The sequence below is a fragment of the Sphingobium sp. AS12 genome, assembly GCF_019097845.1.
Taxonomy (GTDB): Bacteria; Pseudomonadota; Alphaproteobacteria; order Sphingomonadales; family Sphingomonadaceae; genus Sphingobium.
In genome coordinates, this window is the sequence record NZ_JAHRGM010000002.1 from 1 (window position 1) to 18,753 (window position 18,753).

Genomic DNA, 18,753 nt, shown 5'->3' on the forward strand with positions numbered 1-18,753 from the left:
AATCCGCTGGTCAGCGCAATCCGCACCGCCTCCTGCTTGAACTCTTCTGTATGCTTGATCATCTCGTCGGTCTCCTGTTGCGAGCTCTAATCGCTCAGGTGACCGGCGCAAATCCGTTACAAGTCCAGTGCGCCATCAGTGGGAGCACAGCATCGCCCCTATCGAACAGCCCCGCTGGTCGATCACCTTTAGAAGCCTTTCCGACCGGAACCGCACGGGGTGAGCGGGCGGGACTATCCCAAGACGCCCGACGGTCGTTACTTCGTCGTGCGCGGGCGACTGTGGCGGACGAGCAATCCAGCGCTCGACCCTGGACTTCGCGAGCGCCTCGTCGGCGAGCTTATGGACGCCCGTCGTGCCGTCGGCGCCGCAAAGCGAACGGATGACCGAGTGGCGGAAAAGGCGGCACGCGATGCTGTCGATCACGCCAAGGTCGCCCTGGGCGAACGCGGTCCAGTCTGGTGGAACGACGGTGCACCTGACCTCAACCGTCATCTCGCCAGCACCGGCCCTTACGCAGACTGGTATGCCAACCTCTCGAAAGAAGAGGACTAGGTCTTTCCGCGCCGCTTGCCCTTGTCGGCAAGCTCGACCCATACCGGCGCATGGTCGCTGGTCTTTTCCCAGCCGCGCGGGCGGCGGTCGACATCCGCCGCAACAAGACGAGTGGCAGCCGGCCGGTTGAGCAGGATGTGGTCGATGCGCAACCCCGCGTCCCGTTCGAAGGATTGACGCCAATATTTCCAGAAGGTGTAGATCTGCTCGCCGGGATGGAGATGGCGCAAGGCATCGGTCCATCCTTGCGCGACCAGTTCGGCATAAGCCTGCCGCACCTCGGCTGCGAACAGCGCATCGTCGCGCCAGCGCTCGGGCGCATAGACATCGAGGTCGGTCGGCATGACGTTGAAGTCACCGGCGACGACGACGGGGGCATCCAGGTCGAAGAGGCCCGCGAGGTGGTCATGCAAGCGGTCGAACCAGCGCAATTTGTAGTCGAACTTGGGTCCTGGTCGGGGATTGCCGTTGGGAAGGTACAGGCCTGCAATAAGCACGCCGTTTACGGCGGCTTCGATATAGCGGCTCTGGTCGTCATCCGCGCGTCCAGGCAGGCCACGACGCGTCTCTTGGATTTCGCCGACTCGGCTCAGGATCGCGACGCCGTTCCAGCTCTTCTGTCCGTGCCAGATCGCGTCATAGCCAAGATCCCGGATGGCGGCCTCGGGGAAGCTTTCATTGGGCGCCTTCAATTCCTGGAGGCAGACCACATCCGGCTCGGCCAGTTCAAGCCAGCGCAGCAGCACGGCGAGCCGCCCATTGATCCCGTTCACATTGTAGGTTGCGATCTTCACGCACAGAGAAGTGCATTGAGCGCGTTGTCGTTCCGGCAGCACCAGTTCAGGAGATGGTTGGTCCCGCTCGCCCGCGACCGAATTGCCAACTGATTCCGTCGGTGCGCATGATGCCCGAAGCGGCCTTGCCGATGTTGCGTTCAAGCACGTCGCGCCACGGCACCAACGTGAAGTCCCGCGATCGCTCGACGACAGCGAAACTCCCGCTTTCGAGATTCACCCGCCGAGCGATCTTGCCCTCGATCCGCTCGCCGATCCGGGCAGGCTCAAACCGTTTCCCGATCTCGTCGCCGATCCGCTCGCCGGCGTGTTGCAATTCACGCTGGCGCAGCGTGTCCAACGCGCCGTCGCGATATCGAAATGCAGACCGCTCGCCATCCGCCAACTGCTGCTCGATCAGCCACTGCCGCCGCGCCGCCAGCGCGGTTCGCACCTCCTGCCCATAACCGACATCGCGCATGGCAGCCTGAATGCCCTCGGCGAGTTCCCGATCGAGCCAGGTCGGTGCGTCCTTCCCGGCCAGGTCGTCGATCGGTGACCGCGAAAGGACCGAGAGCGTTACTGGCCGGTCGCGCTGCTGGGATTTCGCAAAGGCATCGGCGCGAGCGAGATGATCGTCGGGGATCGTCCAGCTTCCATCCGCCTGACGCTCAGGTCCGCTGCCCATGCGCCGCATCGCCTCGAGCCGCCGGACATGGCTGGTCGCGAACGCCTCGCTGGCTTTCGGATCGTGCGCCAAGTGCAGGTCGATCGAATAGCGCCCGCCATTGGCACGGGCGACTGCATCGACATTGCGATCGGCTTGGGTCACCTCGATCCGCGACGGCGCGATCCGCACTGTCGATCCCTCTGGCACCGATGGCGTGGCGTCCCCTCGGCCGATATCGAGATAATGGACCCGGCCATCGACCCCGTCGATCATCAGGTAATGCCGGTCGCGATGCTCATCGGAAAAGCCTCGGCTGATGACCCGTCCGACCAAGGCCTCGCGCAGGTCATTCGACACGACCTGCTCAACGCCGGCACGGTCAAGCCTGCGGGCGGTCAATTCACGCTGCATGAGCCGGATGATGTCGCCGCGCTCACCCATGCGTCGGAGCGTGTCCTCCAGCCCCTCGGCAAGCCTGTAGCGTCCGCCGCCGACATCATCGGCCAGGCCCATTGCCTTGAGTTTGCGCAGTCGGCCTGCCGCGACCGACTGCTGGAAGGGGTCGTTGTCGGCCGGCGATACCGTTCGATCGACGTCCATGCGGCGCAGCAGGCGGCGGTCGATCGCGGTCAGCCGTTCCTGGTCAATATCATGGCGCAGGCGCGCCGCGATCTCCTGATCGGTACAAGGGCCGAGGTCGAGCGTCACAAGCTCTGCGGCGCGCTCGCGAAGCCCGTGCGCAATATACCCACGCGCGATGACCAGATTGTCGCCTTGGTCATCGACCCCGCGCAGCACGATGTGGGTATGCGGACGCTCGGTGTTGAAATGGTCGACCGCGACCCAGTCGAGCTTCGTCCCGAGGTCCTGCTCGACCTGCGTCATCAATCGCCGGACATAGGGCTTCAGGTCGGGATATTCAGCGCCGTCCTCGGCAGAGACGATGAATCGAAACTGATGGCGGTCGCCAGCGGTGCGTTTCAAGAAATCATCACCGTCGGCGCGGTCGGTTTCCGGGCCGTAGAGTTCGCCCGGCAAACCCTCGCGCGTGACGCCGTCGCGCTGGATATACCGCATGTGCGCGCGGGCAGCCTGACCGCCCTTGCCCTGGAACCGTATCAGGCTTGCCTTTACCACCGCGCGACGGCCGCGAAAACCGCCAAGCCGATCACGGCTCGACAGCAATCGTCCCATGCTCGCGCCGCGCCCGATCCGACTGCCGTCGAACCGACGCGAGCGCAGTCCGTCTTTGGGCCCCGTCTTGATGCCCGCGAGACGCGCCGCGGCGAGGATACGTCCGCCATATTTGACGACCTTCTTGCCTTCCTTGCCGCGCTGCCTGCCGAGCCTGGGGATGAAGTCGTCGTCAGACATCGAGACGACCCCGAGTCTCGCGATAATCGGTGATAAATGGCAGAATTCCGCCGCTCTTGAGCGCCATGTCTCGCGGTCGCGATTGCCTGTCTCGTGAAAAAAGGATGTGCAGACAAATGCTTGGCAAGGGTCGCGAGACACTGCCTTTATCTTGTTTCCCCTCTCTTCCTTCCTTCCCACCATCAAGGCTCAAAAAAATGGGAGAGACGCCGCCGAACCGACGCCGCCTCTCTCCGCGAAATCCATCTACGTCAGTGCGCATGGAGCATTGCATCCCGCGCCCTGACCAGCGATCTGAACTGGCGGCATCCCATCATCCCGTGGGCCTGGCCATCGCCATTCACGAGCATGGTGGCACAGAACCACTTGCCATCGAGCCGCCCGCAAATCGCGATCCGATCGAGCTCGAAATCCTCGTCGTCAGCGCTTTCGTAGGTGCCGATCCAGCGTTCCTCGACCCTCGCATCCCAGCGAAAGTCCGCTTCCTCAGCCTCCAGAAACCGGTGTGCCAGTGCCTCTCCGGCGCCGCGTCCGAACTCCAGTTCCAAGCCTGAGATCAGCGCCGCCATCACGCGATCCGACGCCGTTCCGATGCTTTGATACATGCTCATTGTGACCTCCAACGCTTCTGTTCTCACCATCGAGAACGGCGTTTGAGGGACGGGTGGCGGAGCGGCTGTCAGGGCCGCGGAGCGCAGTGCAGCGCCGCGAAGCGGACGTGGGGGGAACCGATTTTCGAAGAAAATTGGGGGGCACCCGCGGGCCTTGATAGCCGCTCCGCCGCCCGTCATGCTGGGTCTATCGAGACGAGCTTCCTCCCTCTCCATCAGGCAGGACATCTCTCTCAATCCCGCTGCGACAGGGCGACGAACAGGGAGGGAACCGGCGTCGTGGCCGGCCGATCCGCATCACCTGTGAGTACATTCCGGCGCACGGCGAAGATCGACTGAGGCGAGGCTGGCCGGGCCGCGACCATCGCCGGCACAGATGCCGATGGCGCGACGCTGGCGAGATAGCCGATCGTCTCCGACGGCAGCGCACGACGCCCGGCAAGATGCTCGGCATAGCGGCCGGGGCCGGCATTATAAGCCGCGAACAGGCCCGGATAGCCGAAGCGGTCGTACATCAGCCGGAGGTAGAACGTGCCCGCCAGGATGTTGTCACGCGGGTCGTCGGGATCACTGCCAAGCCCGAGCCTGGCGCTCATCTCCTCCCATGTGCGAGGCATCAACTGCATTAGTCCGATCGCGCCTGCCGACGAACGGATCGGGTGGCCACCCAGATGCGTGCGGCCCCGGCTCTCGGCGTGCATGACGCGCTCGATCCACGCGACCGGCACGCCGAAGCGGTTCGAAGCGTCGACGATATATGGCCGCCAGTTGTCGACCGATTGGGCGTGCGTCGGGCTGGCGAAAAGCAGCGAAGCAGCGGCGAGCCAGAACCTCAGCGTGCCCATAGCAGCCGCGCCTTTCCGACGACATCGGTGCCCTCGGTCACCCCGAAATAGCGCCCGTCGAACGAAGCCGCCGCATCCATCAGGAGGAACAGCTGGCGTCCGCGCAGCCGCACGCAGCCCGACCACATCGGCATCGCACGGCCTGCGCCATCGGTGACGCGGCGCTCGGCGATCCAGTGTCCGTTGACGAAGATTTCCTGCCCCAGCGCGCAGACCTCATCGCCCGCCGCAGCCGCGACGCGCTTCACCAACGGCACGTTCGTCGGCAGGTAGCGGCGCGTCCCGGCGAGGCGGCGGAAGGTTTCGGGAACGCGCGCGATCACCATGTCACCGGGTTCGGCGAGACTTTTCGGCGCTACCGAATAGAGACCGATCGGCGCGCTTGCCGAGGCATTCCACACGAGGCGCGGAGTAGGCGGGAAGGCTGCGGAGGCGAGCAGGATTGCCGCGCCCGTCGCACCGATCGCAATGCGCCGTCCGAGCCTTTTTCGACGCAGCTTCGCCGCGCGCAGTGCATCGCCCCAGGCGAGCAGCGGCGCGTCCGCGCCGCGTGCGTTGCGCCCGGTCACGAGCGCGAATCCCGCGCGCCGCTGTCGCGGCTCCAGGCGTCGAGGTCGTCGATATGGTACTGCACCATGCGGGTGTGGCGGCGAAATGCCGGCCCCTTGCCATCGCGCCGCAGCCGCTTGAGCGACTTGGGCGAGATCTTGAGATAGGCCGCGGCCTGGTCCGTGGTGAGGAAGGGCGAGCCGCGCTTCGCGCGGCCCGCACGGTCGATGTCGCTGTCGTCATGCATGGTGGTCGGGGTCCGAATCTGGCGGCGGCGAAAGTGCCGGCGCGTCCCCGAACCTCGCCAACCCGGCCCGGCGGCGGGAGTGTCGAACCGATTTCCGGTTTCGACACCCCCGGCACGCGGGTTCAGCGGGACCAGATGAGCTTCCAGTCGGTGCCGTCGCCTTGCACGAGTTGCGCATAGATCGGCGAAGGCAGCGAAGGGTCGTCGAGTTTCAGCGACAGATATTCGGTGCCGGTCTCGCGCGCGGCCTTGGTCCAACCCGCGCCGATCTCAACGGCGCCGGCGAAGACGCGGTGGTCGGGTGCCTTGTCGTTGTCGCGTTCGACTGGCCGGATGGTCGCCTTGACGTTGAGCGTGAGAGTGCGGATCGAGCCCGAAAAGATACCGGATTCGTCGCGGGTGAAGGTTCCGATCTGTGCCATGATGCAATGTCCTTTGCTTCTCGAAGCCGCCCCATGCGGCCTCGACGGGCGGACATCGGCGGCAGCAGGTCCGGCGCTGCACCCGCAGGGCCGAAGCGCAGCGGAGGACGCGGTTAGCGGGCTTTCTTGTCCCGCGAGGAGGACGCGCACGCGTCCGGGGAAGAAAGTTCGCTTGCCGCGTTGCGGCGGCGGACGGCCTGCCGCAGGCCGCCTTGTCAGACGAGGCCAGTGGGGCGGTCGGGACGCGCGGCACATGAGCCAGGCACGGTTCGTGTTACCCACAATCACTATCCGGCTGTCTTGCAGGGGCGTCGGCTCCGCGATTTTCTCGCCGGAGCCGGCATCCATTCGGGGGACTCGCATGACCAGCAAAGACATCGCCGACAGGCTCGCCGCGACGCGTGGGATCAGCAAGGCGAAAACCCGCGAGATCGTCGCGGCGGTGCTCGACGCGATCTCGACGGGCGTTGCAAAAGGCGAAGTATCGCTGGCCGGGTTCGGGAAATTCTCGGTGTCGAGGCGCGCCGCGCGTCCCGGTCGCAATCCCCGGAGCGAGGAGACCATCGTGATCGGGCCGTCCTCCCGCATAGGCTTCCGCGCCGCAAAGGCATTGAAGGACCGCCTGGCCGGGCGATGACAAACTCGGTCTCCGATCTTGCGGAAACCGAGGCGCACGGCGCGAAATCTTTGAGACCTCGGGTCGCGCCGAGGGAGACGCGGGCGGCACTTGACCCGCCGCCCGCGTCTCTTTTTCCGATCAGGCGGCAAGCCTTTCCTGCTCGCGTTCCGGCTCTTGCCTGGCCGCCCTAATGGCGGCGGCGATACTCGCGACACCCCCGCGCGCAGTATAGGCAGCGGGCGGGAAGCGCATCCAGCGCGGCACCCAGCGCTCCACTTTGGCGCGGCCATTTGCGCCTTCAACATGATCGCGGGCGATCTTCTTTAGTGTCTTCGCCTTCTCGCTTTCATTCGCCTTGGCGACGACATCGCCCGCGATTTCGGTGAGCAACGCGGTCGCCACCTCACGGTCGCGGATCAGATCGAACAGGCATTCGTCGGCCTGCCACCAGTCAGCCATGTCGATGCCGAGATGGCTGCCGACCGCATCGACGGCGGCGCTTCCGACCGCCAACGTCTCGCCCATCGCGACAGCGACGATGTCGAGCACGACGCCATCGGGAAGCTCCAGCAGTCGGTGGAACAGCTCGCAAAGACCGTGGTCGTCGCCATTGCCGCCGGTGACGGTCGGCTCTTCGGGCGACAGGTCCAGCACCGCCAGCACGGCGCGACGATGCTCGTCGAAGCGCGCCTCGCCGACGCTGGTTTCGACGCTCTCGCGCACCTCGTCGTTGCGGGTCGATTGCGGATCGGGCCGCACGGTCCACAGCGGCGAGCCCATGATCGCATGAGCGACCATCAAGCGCAGCGCCACCCCCGAATGCGCTAGAATCGCGGCTCGCACGGCGGTATGGCGGTGCAGATCGACATAGGTCTGCATAGCGCTGGTGATCTCGGGCCGCGGGGGCTTTGCGCCGCTGTCGAGGGGTTCGCCGCGTGCGGCACGGCGCGCCTCCGTGCGGGTCAGATAGCCTTCATGGAAGGCCACCTCGCCATTGGCGCGCACATCGATATAGACGCGCCCGCCCTTGCGCTTGGCAGCCTTCTCATACTCCCAGCTATCGAACCGTGCGGACGGCGGCACGATCACGACATCGCTCCACCCGGCCTCCAGATAGGCCTCGCGGCGCGCGTCGATCGCCGCGTTCTGCGCCGCCCAGAAGGCGTCGGCGTCCGCGAAATACCGGTCGCAGCCGAACAGGTCGGCGACCAGCGCACCGGCGTATCCATCGAGGTCGAACAGTGCGTGGGCGGCGCTGATCGACTGCCCGCCCAAGAGCCACGCCTTCAATTGATGGCCGGTTGGGACATAGGCATTGGGGTCGACCAGTAGCGCCAGCCACGCGCGCTGTTGGGCCTTGCTTGCCATGGTCAGGTGACGGACGGTGACGCGGTCGATCTCCTCGCGGCGATAGAGGTCACGGATGCGCGGCATGAGATTGCCGAGCGCCAGAACGCGGCGGATGGTGAGGTCGGGAAGCCCGAAGGTCTCCGAGATGTCGGCCACCTCACGCCCTTCCTTGACCAGCCGGGTGAAGGTTTCCCATTGCGTCACCTCGTCGGCGTCGAGGCGGGCGAGGTTCTCGATCATCGATGCCTCGATGGCATCGGCATCGTCGCCCGCCGCGAGGATGCGGCACGGCAGGGGCTCGGCCTCGCCGGTCTCTGCGGCGATTAGCGCGGCGGCGTGGAAGCGCCGCGCGCCCGCGACGATCTCGTAACGATCTTCTTCGCCGGTCGACCGCACCAGCAGCGTCTGGATGACGCCGCGCTTGCGGATGGTGGGGAGGATGTCGCTGACATCGGGTGCCTTGCGGCTGTGGCGCATGTTGGTCTTGCTGACCGAAAGTCGGTCCTGCGCGATGAACATCAAGGTCATTGGTCTGCTCCTTCATTGGAGCCGGACGCGCGCGTAACCTTTGCGGGTCCGGCAAAATGGGCGGCGCGGACAAGCGCCGCCCGGTGATCATCCGTTGCCGGATGCGTCGGGCGGCGGCCCGATTTCTTCACCGCGCGCGAGGCGGCGCAGCAGGGTTTCAGCCCAGAGGATCGACCCGGCGCGGCGGCTCCATGCCGTCCAGACCGACAACCGGTGCCGGCTTTCGAAGGCGAGGTCGCGCTCGATGCCGAGGCCGAACGGCAGCCGGACCCCTGCGATCTCGGACAGGCTGAATGACCCGAGTTCGGGGCAGCCGAAGCCGAGGTCGGCAAGGCCGAACAGGGTGTCGTCGTCCTCGTCCAGTTCGGTCGCGAGCCATGTTGCGGCACCCAGCGGATTGAACAGCTTGAGCACCGGCACGGGATCAAAGGCCGCGTCCTTGGCGTCGGCGGCACGGCGGTTGACGGCGTTGGCGCGCAGCGCGAAACGCAGGTCAGGAGGCAGGAGGATCATGCCGCGATCCTCCCCTCGACCTGTGCGTCCATCGCCTCGCGGTGGCGCGCCATCAGCCAGTCAGCTGCCTTGCTGGCCTGACTGGCGGCGCGGAAGATCGCGCGATTGTCCTCGCGCAGCACCTCCAGCCACGATGCGATATAGTCGGCGTGGCGCACGGTCGGGACGATGCCAAGCGCGGCGCAAAGGAAGGCCGAACCCAGTTCGGCGACCAGCTCCTCGCGCGCATAACCCTTGGTCCCGAACCCGTTGGTCAGGTCGCGGTCCAGCCGCTTGGCGTGGCCGGTCGCGTGAGTCAGTTCGTGCAGGCAGGTCCGGTAATAGTTGATGTGCTCGAAGAAGGCGGGCTGCGGCGGCACCGACACGAAATCGGCGGACGGCACATAGAAGGCCTTAGTTCCACCGATCCGGAAATTGACACCCGACGCGGCGATCACCTCCTCGGCGACGGGCACGATCTCGCGCTCGGGGAGCGGCGCGGGGTCGAGCGCGAGGCCGGGCCGCAGGCCTTCGCACTGCGCGATGTTGAACACGGTGAAGCGCTTGAGGAACGGCACGGCCTTGGCCTCGCCGCCATCACGCGCGGCGCGGGCCTTCTCAGCCTCGGGGGTGAAGCGGTCGGCATAGACCACGGTCTGCCCGCGCTCGCCCTTGATGACACAGCCCCCGGCTTCCTGCGCCTGCCGGAAGGTCAGCCAGCTTTGCGAGGGGTAGCCATTGGCGATGACAGCGCCCCACAACAGCAGCACATTGACGCCCGAATAGCTGCGTCCGGTGAGCGCATTACGCGGTAGCGACGGCCCGGCGCAGGCGGCACCGCACGCCGCTGAATTCCATGGCTGGACCCAAGGGAAACGCCCGGCCTCAAGCTCGGATACGATCCGCGCGGTCACCTCGTCATAGAGATTGACGCGGGGTTCGGCAGAGTCGCCAGCAGCCTTGCCAAGGGCGCGACGGTTGGTTGGTTTGGACACCATAGCCTCCTCACCCGCCCAAAAAGCCCCATGGCCTCCCCCGAGAGGCGGGGGTGGGCGGCGAGACGCGACCAGAGGAGGCCCGGCTCCAGCGGCGCGTGCACCGACAGGGCGCAATGCAATGAAGCACTCCGCGCAGCGGAGTTGCGCGCGCCGCGACGGGCCTCAGGCGGAAGCGCCGGCCACTCCCGCCGACGAGGGAAGGCCCACGAGACAACGCCGCCGCGCCAGCGAGGCGCGGCGTCCATAGATGCGCCATGTGATCGTCACCGCAGGCCGTGCGCCGTTGTGGCGCGAGAAGAAAGGAGTGTTCTACCGAACGAAACTTACTGGCACAGTTTCTGCCTGACCGACTTACCGGTGCTGGTGATGAGCCGGCTGAGATTCCGAAAGGGAAACGGGACCATAGCATGTCGGTGAAGGGATCGAAGCCTGACTCCGCAGTCGGGCGGCTGACCTCCGGGCAAGGTGCGCATGGTGAAGACTGGATTGTCTGAATCCCAGTTTCCAGCGGTTAATAGGTGAGCGATGGCGAACGCGGATGACACGCCATTTCGTGCAGGGCGAGGAGCGCGGCCTAGCGAATCGCCGCCAGTCTGCACGGCGCGGCCCCGGTCAGGGGATCAAGGAAACGAACGGGGCACCTAAACGCATCGCGACTCCTCCTCGTGCAACTACGGGATCGCCTAAACAGGCCAGCGTATCGGACCTGCATGGCGACGGAGCCGTCATAGTACTCAAATGCCCGGTGTAATGGCCGGGACAGCCACCGCGAGGTGGACGGACCGGCGGTACAAGCGGCGAGTGATCGACCGTGAAATCCGCCCGGTGCGGGGGAAGGACGGCAGTTCTGCGTAACTCGACCAATCGATGGAAAGGAACTGCTGATGCAGACCGCTATTATCCTGAGAAGGCTCGAGACTCTTCCGGCCCTGTCGCGGGCGGGAAAGCGGGTCAATGGTCTTCACCGCTTGTTGAGATCGTCGCATCTCTACGAACGGGCCTATGTCAAAGTGTCCCGGAACCGGGGTGCAGCGACACCGGGCGTTGACGGGCAAAGCTTCGACGGCATGACGCTTGAGAGGTTAGCCAATCTCGCCCGGCAGGTGGCCGATGGCACTTACCGCCCCCGACCGGTCAGACGGGTCTATATCCCCAAGGGCAATGGCAAAATGCGCCCATTGGGCATCCCTACGGTCGATGATCGCATTGTTCAGGAAGCGGCTCGAATCGTCCTCGCGCAAATCTATGATCCTGTGTTCTCAAAGCATAGTCATGGGTTCCGCACGGGGCGCTCGTGCCATACGGCGCTCGAAGAGATCCGTAATACCTGGACAGGCATGAAATGGCTGATCGAGGTGGATGTTCGCGGGTTCTTCGACAACATCGACCATGACATCCTGCTTAGGCTTCTCTCGAAACGCATCGATGACCCTCGGTTCATCGGTCTGATCGAACGGATGTTGAAGGCGGGCGTCATGGACGACTGGACGTTCGAGCGGACCTATAGCGGCACCCCTCAGGGCGGCGTAATCTCGCCCTTGCTGGCCAACATATATCTCCATGAGCTTGATGAGTTCATGGAGGAAATGCGGATCGGCTTCGATCAGGGAAAAACGCGCAGGGCAAATCCTGCCTACACGCGTCTATCTCGCCAGATCGCTGATTATCGTGCCGAGATCGATGCGCTCCGCGCCGGTGGCGCGGACGATGCCGAGGTTCGTAACCTGTTGAAGCGGATCAAGGCAGTCACGAAAGAAAGGCGGGCATGTCCGTCTGTCGATCCAATGGACCCGGACTTCCGGCGCCTGCGCTATTGTCGCTACGCCGACGACTTTCTCGTCGGTGTAATCGGCAGCAAGGCTGATGCAACAAGGATCAGGGCTGAAATCGAAGCGTTCCTTCGTGATCGGCTCAACCTTGAAGTGTCACCGGAGAAGACGCGGGTCAGTGATGCATCGAAGGGATCGCCGTTCCTTGGCTTCCACGTTTGCGCCTTCACGTTGCGGTCTGCCGGATCAATGGCAGGGCGGTCGAAGGTCGGTGGCGGATCACGTCGTGTCCGTCGCCGACCAACGCGGGGCAATATCAAGCTGTGGGTGCCGAGGTCTCGGGTCTATGGGTTCTGCAGGCACAAGAAACTCGGCAACCTCGATCTGAGGAATGGCCGGGTACGTCCGCAGTTTCTCGACTCCAGTGTCGCGGAAATGGTCATTGCCTACAACTCGGAGCTACGTGGCCTCGCCAATTATTATGCGATCGCAGACGGCGTGAAAAGCTCGCTCGACGGCCTTGAACTCGTCATGTTCAGGAGCCTGCTGGCGACCATCGCGGCGCGGCAGCGCATAACGCGGGCGCGGGCCATGGCAAATCTGAAACTGGGGACGGACTATGGCGTGAAAACCATGGTTCGGGGCGAACTGCGGGTCCAGATGCTCTGGAGGTTGAAGCACCTGAACGTTCGGCCTTGGCAACGGTCGGTCGTGGATAACACCACGGTCGGCTCACGCCTTGCGCTGAGCACGAACGATATCATCACACGCCTCAGCGCACGCGAATGCGAGAGCTGCGGCGATGTTGATGGTCCGTTCGAAGCGCATCATCCCAACAGGCTGAAGGACAAGCGGCGCGGACCGATGACGGCGTGGAAACAATCGGCTCGGCGGCGCGGAACTATCGTTCTGTGTCGCTCATGCCACGTCCATCTCCACGGCGGCCGGTTGACCAGCGGAATGGAGAGCCGTGTGCATTGAAAGGTGCAAGCACGGTTCGGGGGGAGGCGCTGGAACGTCCTCGAAAGAGGCGTTCCGCGTCGACCCTACGAGACCCGGCACGGGGCTCGGGGCCGCACCGCGGCCTAAAGCGCGGTCGCAGACGGCGAACCGCGATGCACCGCGCCGCCAGGCGCGAGACAGAACGCACCCTTGCATGCGGCCGGCCAGCACGGCGGCGTGCGCGCGGGCCTGTGGGCCAGCCGCCGCCGTGCCACGGCCGCGCAAGCGTGCAGACGCGGGCAAATCCAATGCGCGACCCCTGGCGGCAGCGCAGCGCCGGCAGAGTGCGCTCATCATATCCCGCGTTCGATCAGGCATCGCCGCCGCCCCGCGAGGCGCCGGCAGACAGGTAGCCTTCAGCTATTCAGGCCGGGATTCGGCTTCCTTGAAACGGGGCATCTTACCGAAGGCCTTGGTCGCGGACTGCAGCCCGTCCCCGATGATCCAGCGCGCACGGGCGAGATGGCTCTGCCAGCAACATCGCGCGAAGTCGGGATTCACGTCTGGATCAACACCGAGGATGGCGGTCGCGCCGTCACGCCACATCAGCCCGGCATCGTCGGCGTCGAGCAACTCGGCATAGATCAGCAGATGCTGGCGATCGTAGAGAACGACATCTCCGCGTGGCGCTTCGCGATCAAGTTGATGTGCGGCCATGCTGCTTGTGGCCCTCCGTTCGAAACACCTCCGACCCGGTCGGATCGAACGATTCAGAGTATACTCCGTGGCGTTATACTCATCAAGGCGGCTGAACATGCAAGATGACGAGCCGCGCTGTCCTTGCCCATAACCTGAAGTTCCTGCGTGCGCGAAAGGGCCTGTCCCAAGAAGCGCTGGCTGACGCTGCCGAAATCGACCGAACCTATGTGAGCGCGCTCGAGCGGAAGAAGTACAGTGCAAGCATCGATCGGCTGGATCGGCTGGCGGCGCAACTCGATGTCCCGACCCATTTCCTTCTGATGCCTGAAATGCCGATCGGCGACGCGGAAAGCTAGTCGCCCTAGATTCGCCCGGCTAGCACCGCACGCGGACCCGCCCGAACCAGCGCACAGGCCAGCGGGATCATGCGCCGGACACGCGATTTCAGATGCTCGCCATCGCCAGGCCAGTCGCCGCCATAAATGCCGAGTGCGATGTCGCGTTGACTGGCGCCCTCACGGAGCGCGTCGCCAACGCGCAGCGCATCGACCAGTCGCGCAAGCCGCTGGTCGTTTTCTCCCTCGGTCACGCCATCGACCAGCTTGGCCAAGCGGCGAATCTCTCGTAGCTGGGGGTCAAGAGGCCGACCGAGATCGACCTGCGGGACGATCGACAGGGCGTCGCCACGGAGAACGTCCGCGCCGCGAACGAGAAGCTGCAGCGTTCCCGACGGGAGGTCGATCAACAGGTGACAGACATTCTCTGCCACTACTGCACGATATTTAACGCGCGATAGGTCGAGGCGCGGTCCCGACACTTCAATCACCGCCGCCAGCAAACACGGGTTTGCGGCCGCCGTCCAAAGCGGCGTCGCGTGCGCGCAGTCCAGCGACGGATCAATCGCGAAAGTGCAGCCCCCAGACCGACGCGCCCGCGACATCAGTTTTGCCGTCACCGATCTGCACCGCGTCGCGGTATGCTAGGTCTCGGCGCAGCAGTTCCCAGGCGAGCGCCGGGCGCCCTGCGGCACGGACCGGCGCATAGGCACCGGCGTCACGCCAGTCGGGCAGGCCAGTCTGCTGCATCAGTCCTGTTCCTGCCGGAGAAAGGCAGCGGCTTGAGCTTCCTGATCGGGACGCAATGCATCGATGGCGCCAAGATGGTCCGCCACCGTGTCACCGAGCAGGATCGATGGGCATTGCCCTTCGACATTGCCGAGATTGGGTCGGTGCTGGGCGTAGCCGACCAGCGCGGCGAGCTCGGGCGAGAAGTGCCGCGCGACCGCGGGCGGATAGACCAGCCATTGCAGCTCGAAGGGCTTGAGCCAGCCCAGGCAGTAGCTGACGATGATCCCGCGCCGGGGCGCGAGAGACAGGTTCGCGCCGCCACCATGGAGGGTCGAGCCCAGGAACAGCAGCGCGTCGCCCGGCATCACTTCGGGAAAGACCGCGTCCGCCTCGGGTAGCTCGCCAATGTCAGGATCGACATGACTGCCCGGCCAGAGCCGCGTTCCGCCGTTGGTGGCCGTGAATGGATCGATCGGCCACATGACATTGACGAGGTATTCGACGGCGCCTTTCGGCCCCGCCCACATATCCTGATCGCGGTGTGGCAGTTGCGCCGGGGCACCGGGATGGATCTCGATCGCCTGCGTCAGGTTCAGCGCGATGCGCTGACACCAGGGCAACAGCATGTGCTCGGCGATCTCGAGAACGCCGGAGTGCCGGACCAGCGCTTCGGCCTTCTCGGATCGACGCAGGAGCGCGCCGAAACGCCGCGTCCGCTCGCCATAGAAGACGCCCCGACACATCGGGGTCAACGCGAAAGCCGGTGCGAGATCGGCGGCAAGCGCGTCGATGATGGCTGGATCGAGCGCACCGCGCAGCACGCAATAGCCCGCGCGCGACAGTTCGCCGATGGCGATGTCCGCCACCGCGCTCACGCCGCAACCTCCAATGCGCCGACATAGGTGCCGGTCCAAGTGAGACGTTCGCGCATGTCCGGCGTCACGTCGATGCGGAACGCGCCGATTGTTCCGCCCTTGATGCGGACCGCAGGCCCCAGCGGCTCGGCACGCCAGCCCATCGCGAGCACCTCGCGGCGAAAGCCGTCGGGAATGACTCCGGTGATTTCAGAGATCCCGCGCGCCAGCGCAAAGTCGGCCATTGCCGAGATCAGCGCATTGCGCAGTTCGCGGCGGCGCAATGCGCCGTGCCGGCTCGGGAGACAGAGCCGCGTACTTTCCCAGATGCGTGGTCCGACCGGCACGCCGGCGACGCAGAGATGCGCAAAGATGTCACCTAACAGATGAGGCAGCCAGCTCGGCAGCATGCGCAGCGACGCCTCGTGGCGGCCGTCCGTTCCGATCGCGATAATATATATCGCATTCGGACCATCGAACTGGTCGACCTCGAAGCGGCCGTCGACGACCGGCACGTCCCAGGCGAAGAAATCTACGAACTGCGACTTGCGGTCCATGAACATGGTTTCGAGCGCGAGGGTGTGGGCGCTCTCAGGGTAGTTTTCGATCGTGAGGATCATGTGCTGCTCCCATGGCTAGATGCGCCATGGGAGGAAGCAGTTTGCCGCGTTCAGGATCAGAGCCCGGAAATCACGGTAGCTGGTAGATCTCGTCGACACCGATCTCGCCGGCGAGGACGGCGGCCACCCGCAATTCCTTGACCGACCGCACCCCATAGGCACGGCACGCGTCGCGGAAATAGCTCTCGACGGTGCGCTCGGTGAGGCCGAGCTTGTGGGCGACCGTCTTGTTCCGAAACCCGCGACCGGACAAGACGACGCAATCGCGCTGGCCCGGCTTGAGCCGCGGCGGCGGCGCGATGGCCGCAGGCGAGCCGGAGAGTTGCCGGGCGCGCGCGAATGCGAACAGGCCGAAGGTCTGCGCCGGGCCAACCGCCAGTTCTGCGCGTCGGGTGCTGGTGAAGCCGGCGAAGGTGCACGAGCCGAAGCAATGGCCGAGTTTCGCACAGGGCACGGTGACTCCTTCGACCAGATTCTCGCGCCGGCCGAGCTCGATCGAAACCCGGTCGGCATTGTCCAGCGCCATGCGCGCGAAGAGTTCGGTCCAGGTCGCGGCGGTCTCGATTAGCAGCGAACCCCGCATGACAACGTCGCGGCGATAGCGGCAGCGGTCTATGATGCGACGTGATGCACCCTCGGGATAGTGACGGATATCGACCATCCCGGGCCGCCACTCCCTCAGGTCCTCATGGGTGACGAGCGCGAACCATGGCGCGCCGATGTACGCGCCGAAATCGCCGGCCAGCGCGCGCATCGCGGAAAAGTCGGCAATCGCGCGGATCGCCTGAACAATATCGTGCGAAATTTCGCACGCACCTTCTCGCCACAGCTCAATCTCCAGAGCCACGTTTCGACCTCCTGCCGCGGCTCGTCCGCGATCCCGGATCCCCTTCGCCGGTCCGTTGATGCCATCTCCCCGCTCGCGACCATGACAAAGCGAGCGCCGCCAATGGGTAACGCCAATGTGGCGCCAGATCGGCGCGACCGATCTCCCGCGACAGCGTTACCCATTCCGGCCGGCCGCTTGTCCAAGACCGCACTCGCGAGGATCGCGGACCTCAAATCCGGTGCTCGCGAAAAAAATGGGAGGCAGGCAAAATTCGCGTTACCAATTGTCGGGTGGGAAACTGTCTATCCTTCTTCGAACAATTGTAGCGAGGCCGGCCCCGCCTGAATGATCGACGATGACGACCTCAATGCTTGGTTCGTGCGAGAGGTGCTCCCTCTCGAGCGGGCGTTGTCGTCCTACATTCGCCGGAACTGGAGGGTGCCCGAAGACGTGCTGGAACTGAGGCAGGACATCTACGAAAACGTACTGATCGGCGCGCGCCGCACGCGGCCGGCGAACACGCGCGCCTATGTCTACACGGTCGCGCGCAACCATCTGATCAACAATGCCAAGCGCGCAAGGATCGTACCGATCGAGGCGATCGCAGATCTCGACAGCGTAAATCAGGACATCGACTTCGCGATGTTCGAAGCCGAACGGACTCTGACCGCGCGCGATGAACTGCGGCGCGCGAAGGAGGGCATCGACAAGCTTCCGCCCAAGTGCCGCGAGGTGATCCTCCTGCAAAAGGTCGATGGCCTGACCGATCGCGAGGCCGCTGAATCGCTGGGCGTCTCGATCGAGACGGTGCGGCGGCAGATCAAGCTCGGCATGAAGGCGCTGTTCGATCACATGGCGGGCGGCACGGGCCGGATCGTCCGCAAGAATTATCGCCGTCGCAGCGACCACGAGGTGCTGCCATGAAGCGGCAGGAAGCAATCGAGGACCAGGCGCTGGACTGGCTGATCCGACGCAACGGCGAAGGCTGGACCGAGGACGAGCAGGCCGAACTGGACCTTTGGCTCGAGGAATCCATGGCGCACAAGGCCGCGTTCTGGCGCGCCGATCATCTGTGGCAGCAGGCGGATCGCATCGGATCGCTCGGTATCGACACCCATGCGGAGCCGGAGGAGGCAAAATCGCAGCGCAAATGGTGGCCCGCGGCCATCGCTGCCAGCATCGTCGCCGCGGTCGGCATTGGGGGCATGTCGCTCGGCCCTCGGTTTTTCGAACAGCCGGCCATTGAGAGGCAGCAGGCCCGCTTCGACACACCGGTCGGCGGCCGCCGTATCGTGCCGCTGACCGACGGCAGCAAGGTCGAGCTGAACACCCAGACGGTGATGCGCGCGGTGGTTAACGAGACGAAACGCGAGGTCTGGTTGGATTCGGGCGAGGCCTTCTTCGAAGTGGCTCACCGCGAAGGCGAGCCGTTCGTGGTCCATGCCGGCCGCCAGACGATCACGGTGCTCGGCACCAAATTCTCGGTCCGCCGCGACAAGGACCGCGTGACGGTCAATGTGCTCGAAGGCCGAGTGCGGGTCGAGGACGGCGCCGGGACTATGGCCCATGCCGCGCTCATAACGGCGGGCGACACCGCGATCTCGCGCGGGGCGTCCACCCTGATCGCAGCCAAGTCCGAGGAGCGCGTCGAGAGTGCGCTTGCGTGGCGGGACGGCATGTTGAGCTTCGACCAAGCGCCACTCACCGAAGTGGTTGCCGAGTTCAACCGCTACAATCGCATGCAACTTGTCGTCACCGATCCGGCGACGGGTCGTATCCCGATCGGCGGCTCGTTCCAGGCCTCCGGCGTGGAGTCATTCACGCGCTTGCTGCGCGACGCCTATGGCCTCAAGATCGAACGCGACGACACCAGTGTGAAAATTTCAAGTCAGTAGCGTTACCAAAAGCCGTTGCCCAATTGTCGTGCGCTTCCAATGGGG

At 64.9% G+C, this 18,753-nt stretch carries 23 protein-coding genes; 7 read left to right on the forward strand and 16 right to left on the reverse strand.

Annotated features, from left to right (window positions below):
- The first annotated feature begins 342 nt into the window (after positions 1–342).
- Positions 343–555, forward strand: coding sequence for a hypothetical protein (locus KRZ98_RS04295; RefSeq protein ID WP_368389782.1), 213 nt, complete (start codon positions 343–345; stop codon positions 553–555).
- Here KRZ98_RS04295 and xth read toward each other — a convergent pair.
- The 7 genes from xth to KRZ98_RS04330 all read right to left on the reverse strand — a co-directional run bounded on the left by xth (position 552) and on the right by KRZ98_RS04330 (position 6,046).
- On the reverse strand, positions 552–1,349 hold the full coding sequence (xth, locus tag KRZ98_RS04300) for an exodeoxyribonuclease III (RefSeq protein ID WP_217672440.1): 798 nt from the start codon (positions 1,347–1,349) through the stop codon (positions 552–554). The two genes, KRZ98_RS04295 and xth, sit on opposite strands and share 4 nt — an antisense overlap.
- A 46-nt stretch (positions 1,350–1,395) precedes the next feature.
- A complete protein-coding gene (rlxS, locus tag KRZ98_RS04305; RefSeq protein WP_217672441.1) occupies positions 1,396–3,372 on the reverse strand; it encodes a relaxase/mobilization nuclease RlxS in 1,977 nt (658 codons plus the stop codon).
- A gap of 251 nt (positions 3,373–3,623) precedes the next feature.
- Positions 3,624–3,983 carry a hypothetical protein gene (locus KRZ98_RS04310; protein WP_254798093.1) on the reverse strand — a complete coding sequence of 120 codons (360 nt, stop codon included), beginning with the start codon at positions 3,981–3,983 and terminating at the stop codon, positions 3,624–3,626.
- A 233-nt stretch (positions 3,984–4,216) separates the two neighbouring features.
- Entirely contained in the window at positions 4,217–4,828 is a 612-nt protein-coding gene (locus tag KRZ98_RS04315) for a lytic transglycosylase domain-containing protein (protein ID WP_217672442.1), read from the reverse strand.
- Positions 4,816–5,397, reverse strand: a complete 582-nt coding sequence (locus tag KRZ98_RS04320) for a S26 family signal peptidase (RefSeq protein ID WP_217672443.1) — start codon at positions 5,395–5,397, stop codon at positions 4,816–4,818. The genes KRZ98_RS04315 and KRZ98_RS04320 overlap by 13 nt, the downstream gene beginning before the upstream one ends.
- A complete protein-coding gene (locus tag KRZ98_RS04325) occupies positions 5,394–5,624 on the reverse strand; it encodes a helix-turn-helix domain-containing protein (RefSeq protein ID WP_217672444.1) in 231 nt (76 codons plus the stop codon). The genes KRZ98_RS04320 and KRZ98_RS04325 overlap by 4 nt, the downstream gene beginning before the upstream one ends.
- Before the next feature lie 122 nt (positions 5,625–5,746).
- Positions 5,747–6,046, reverse strand: a complete 300-nt coding sequence (locus tag KRZ98_RS04330) for a DUF736 domain-containing protein (RefSeq protein WP_217672445.1) — start codon at positions 6,044–6,046, stop codon at positions 5,747–5,749.
- Positions 6,047–6,407: 361 nt separating this feature from the next.
- Here KRZ98_RS04330 and KRZ98_RS04335 point away from each other — a divergent pair, with 361 nt between their 5' ends.
- Entirely contained in the window at positions 6,408–6,683 is a 276-nt protein-coding gene (locus KRZ98_RS04335; RefSeq protein ID WP_217672446.1) for an HU family DNA-binding protein, read from the forward strand.
- 120 nt (positions 6,684–6,803) lie between these two features.
- Here KRZ98_RS04335 and KRZ98_RS04340 read toward each other — a convergent pair whose 3' ends face one another.
- The 3 genes from KRZ98_RS04340 to KRZ98_RS04350 form a co-directional block, all read right to left on the reverse strand.
- Positions 6,804–8,543, reverse strand: a complete 1,740-nt coding sequence (locus tag KRZ98_RS04340) for a ParB/RepB/Spo0J family partition protein (protein ID WP_217672447.1) — start codon at positions 8,541–8,543, stop codon at positions 6,804–6,806.
- An 87-nt stretch (positions 8,544–8,630) separates the two neighbouring features.
- Positions 8,631–9,056, reverse strand: a complete 426-nt coding sequence (locus KRZ98_RS04345) for a DUF2958 domain-containing protein (protein ID WP_217672448.1) — start codon at positions 9,054–9,056, stop codon at positions 8,631–8,633.
- Positions 9,053–10,033, reverse strand: coding sequence for an ArdC family protein (locus KRZ98_RS04350; RefSeq protein ID WP_217672449.1), 981 nt, complete (start codon positions 10,031–10,033; stop codon positions 9,053–9,055). The genes KRZ98_RS04345 and KRZ98_RS04350 overlap by 4 nt, the downstream gene beginning before the upstream one ends.
- 538 nt (positions 10,034–10,571) lie before the next feature.
- Between KRZ98_RS04350 and KRZ98_RS04355 the strand changes: the two genes are divergently transcribed.
- Both KRZ98_RS04355 and ltrA read left to right on the forward strand, forming a co-directional pair.
- On the forward strand, positions 10,572–10,784 hold the full coding sequence (locus KRZ98_RS04355; protein WP_217672450.1) for a hypothetical protein: 213 nt from the start codon (positions 10,572–10,574) through the stop codon (positions 10,782–10,784).
- 133 nt (positions 10,785–10,917) lie between these two features.
- Positions 10,918–12,783 (forward strand): group II intron reverse transcriptase/maturase, encoded by a 1,866-nt coding sequence (gene ltrA, locus KRZ98_RS04360; protein WP_217672451.1) that lies wholly within the window; start codon positions 10,918–10,920, stop codon positions 12,781–12,783.
- A 381-nt stretch (positions 12,784–13,164) separates the two neighbouring features.
- Here ltrA and KRZ98_RS04365 read toward each other — a convergent pair whose 3' ends face one another.
- The gene (locus tag KRZ98_RS04365) at positions 13,165–13,461 is read right to left on the reverse strand and encodes a hypothetical protein (RefSeq protein WP_217672452.1); all 297 of its coding nucleotides are present in this window, start codon (positions 13,459–13,461) and stop codon (positions 13,165–13,167) included.
- A 104-nt stretch (positions 13,462–13,565) separates the two neighbouring features.
- Between KRZ98_RS04365 and KRZ98_RS04370 the strand changes: the two genes are divergently transcribed.
- Positions 13,566–13,799, forward strand: coding sequence for a helix-turn-helix domain-containing protein (locus KRZ98_RS04370; protein WP_217672453.1), 234 nt, complete (start codon positions 13,566–13,568; stop codon positions 13,797–13,799).
- Between the two features lie 5 nt (positions 13,800–13,804).
- Here the strand turns inward: KRZ98_RS04370 and KRZ98_RS04375 are convergent, their stop codons facing one another.
- The 5 genes from KRZ98_RS04375 to KRZ98_RS04395 form a co-directional block, all read right to left on the reverse strand.
- Positions 13,805–14,269 (reverse strand): DUF2285 domain-containing protein, encoded by a 465-nt coding sequence (locus tag KRZ98_RS04375; RefSeq protein ID WP_217672454.1) that lies wholly within the window; start codon positions 14,267–14,269, stop codon positions 13,805–13,807.
- A 70-nt stretch (positions 14,270–14,339) separates the two neighbouring features.
- Positions 14,340–14,528, reverse strand: a complete 189-nt coding sequence (locus tag KRZ98_RS04380) for a DUF6499 domain-containing protein (protein ID WP_217672455.1) — start codon at positions 14,526–14,528, stop codon at positions 14,340–14,342.
- Positions 14,528–15,385 (reverse strand): phytanoyl-CoA dioxygenase family protein, encoded by an 858-nt coding sequence (locus KRZ98_RS04385; RefSeq protein ID WP_217672456.1) that lies wholly within the window; start codon positions 15,383–15,385, stop codon positions 14,528–14,530. The genes KRZ98_RS04380 and KRZ98_RS04385 overlap by 1 nt, the downstream gene beginning before the upstream one ends.
- Positions 15,382–15,984: an acyl-homoserine-lactone synthase gene (locus tag KRZ98_RS04390; RefSeq protein WP_217672457.1), complete on the reverse strand. Its 603-nt coding sequence runs from the start codon at positions 15,982–15,984 to the stop codon at positions 15,382–15,384. The genes KRZ98_RS04385 and KRZ98_RS04390 overlap by 4 nt, the downstream gene beginning before the upstream one ends.
- A gap of 70 nt (positions 15,985–16,054) precedes the next feature.
- Positions 16,055–16,831 (reverse strand): autoinducer binding domain-containing protein, encoded by a 777-nt coding sequence (locus KRZ98_RS04395; protein WP_217672458.1) that lies wholly within the window; start codon positions 16,829–16,831, stop codon positions 16,055–16,057.
- Positions 16,832–17,158: 327 nt separating this feature from the next.
- Here KRZ98_RS04395 and KRZ98_RS04400 point away from each other — a divergent pair, with 327 nt between their 5' ends.
- Together KRZ98_RS04400 and KRZ98_RS04405 are read left to right on the forward strand one after the other, a co-directional pair.
- A complete protein-coding gene (locus KRZ98_RS04400) occupies positions 17,159–17,737 on the forward strand; it encodes an RNA polymerase sigma factor (protein ID WP_217672459.1) in 579 nt (192 codons plus the stop codon).
- Positions 17,734–18,708, forward strand: a complete 975-nt coding sequence (locus KRZ98_RS04405; protein WP_217672460.1) for a FecR domain-containing protein — start codon at positions 17,734–17,736, stop codon at positions 18,706–18,708. Before KRZ98_RS04400 ends, KRZ98_RS04405 begins: the two co-directional genes overlap by 4 nt.
- Positions 18,709–18,753: the final 45 nt, after the last annotated feature.

What these genes read in the sequence shown, in the direction of transcription:
- ltrA (WP_217672451.1), top strand. Translation starts at nt 10,918, where the DNA reads ATGCAGACCGCTATTATCCTGAGAAGGCTCGAGACTCTTCCGGCCCTG.
- KRZ98_RS04345 (WP_217672448.1), bottom strand. Translation starts at nt 9,056, where the DNA reads ATGATCCTCCTGCCTCCTGACCTGCGTTTCGCGCTGCGCGCCAACGCC.
- KRZ98_RS04380 (WP_217672455.1), bottom strand. Translation starts at nt 14,528, where the DNA reads ATGCAGCAGACTGGCCTGCCCGACTGGCGTGACGCCGGTGCCTATGCG.
- KRZ98_RS04295 (WP_368389782.1), top strand. Translation starts at nt 343, where the DNA reads ATGGACGCCCGTCGTGCCGTCGGCGCCGCAAAGCGAACGGATGACCGA.
- KRZ98_RS04350 (WP_217672449.1), bottom strand. Translation starts at nt 10,033, where the DNA reads ATGGTGTCCAAACCAACCAACCGTCGCGCCCTTGGCAAGGCTGCTGGC.
- KRZ98_RS04355 (WP_217672450.1), top strand. Translation starts at nt 10,572, where the DNA reads ATGACACGCCATTTCGTGCAGGGCGAGGAGCGCGGCCTAGCGAATCGC.
- KRZ98_RS04370 (WP_217672453.1), top strand. Translation starts at nt 13,566, where the DNA reads ATGACGAGCCGCGCTGTCCTTGCCCATAACCTGAAGTTCCTGCGTGCG.
- KRZ98_RS04405 (WP_217672460.1), top strand. Translation starts at nt 17,734, where the DNA reads ATGAAGCGGCAGGAAGCAATCGAGGACCAGGCGCTGGACTGGCTGATC.
- KRZ98_RS04335 (WP_217672446.1), top strand. Translation starts at nt 6,408, where the DNA reads ATGACCAGCAAAGACATCGCCGACAGGCTCGCCGCGACGCGTGGGATC.
- KRZ98_RS04330 (WP_217672445.1), bottom strand. Translation starts at nt 6,046, where the DNA reads ATGGCACAGATCGGAACCTTCACCCGCGACGAATCCGGTATCTTTTCG.
- KRZ98_RS04310 (WP_254798093.1), bottom strand. Translation starts at nt 3,983, where the DNA reads ATGAGCATGTATCAAAGCATCGGAACGGCGTCGGATCGCGTGATGGCG.
- KRZ98_RS04340 (WP_217672447.1), bottom strand. Translation starts at nt 8,543, where the DNA reads ATGACCTTGATGTTCATCGCGCAGGACCGACTTTCGGTCAGCAAGACC.
- rlxS (WP_217672441.1), bottom strand. Translation starts at nt 3,372, where the DNA reads ATGTCTGACGACGACTTCATCCCCAGGCTCGGCAGGCAGCGCGGCAAG.
- KRZ98_RS04390 (WP_217672457.1), bottom strand. Translation starts at nt 15,984, where the DNA reads ATGATCCTCACGATCGAAAACTACCCTGAGAGCGCCCACACCCTCGCG.
- KRZ98_RS04400 (WP_217672459.1), top strand. Translation starts at nt 17,159, where the DNA reads ATGATCGACGATGACGACCTCAATGCTTGGTTCGTGCGAGAGGTGCTC.
- KRZ98_RS04365 (WP_217672452.1), bottom strand. Translation starts at nt 13,461, where the DNA reads ATGGCCGCACATCAACTTGATCGCGAAGCGCCACGCGGAGATGTCGTT.
- KRZ98_RS04315 (WP_217672442.1), bottom strand. Translation starts at nt 4,828, where the DNA reads ATGGGCACGCTGAGGTTCTGGCTCGCCGCTGCTTCGCTGCTTTTCGCC.
- KRZ98_RS04325 (WP_217672444.1), bottom strand. Translation starts at nt 5,624, where the DNA reads ATGCATGACGACAGCGACATCGACCGTGCGGGCCGCGCGAAGCGCGGC.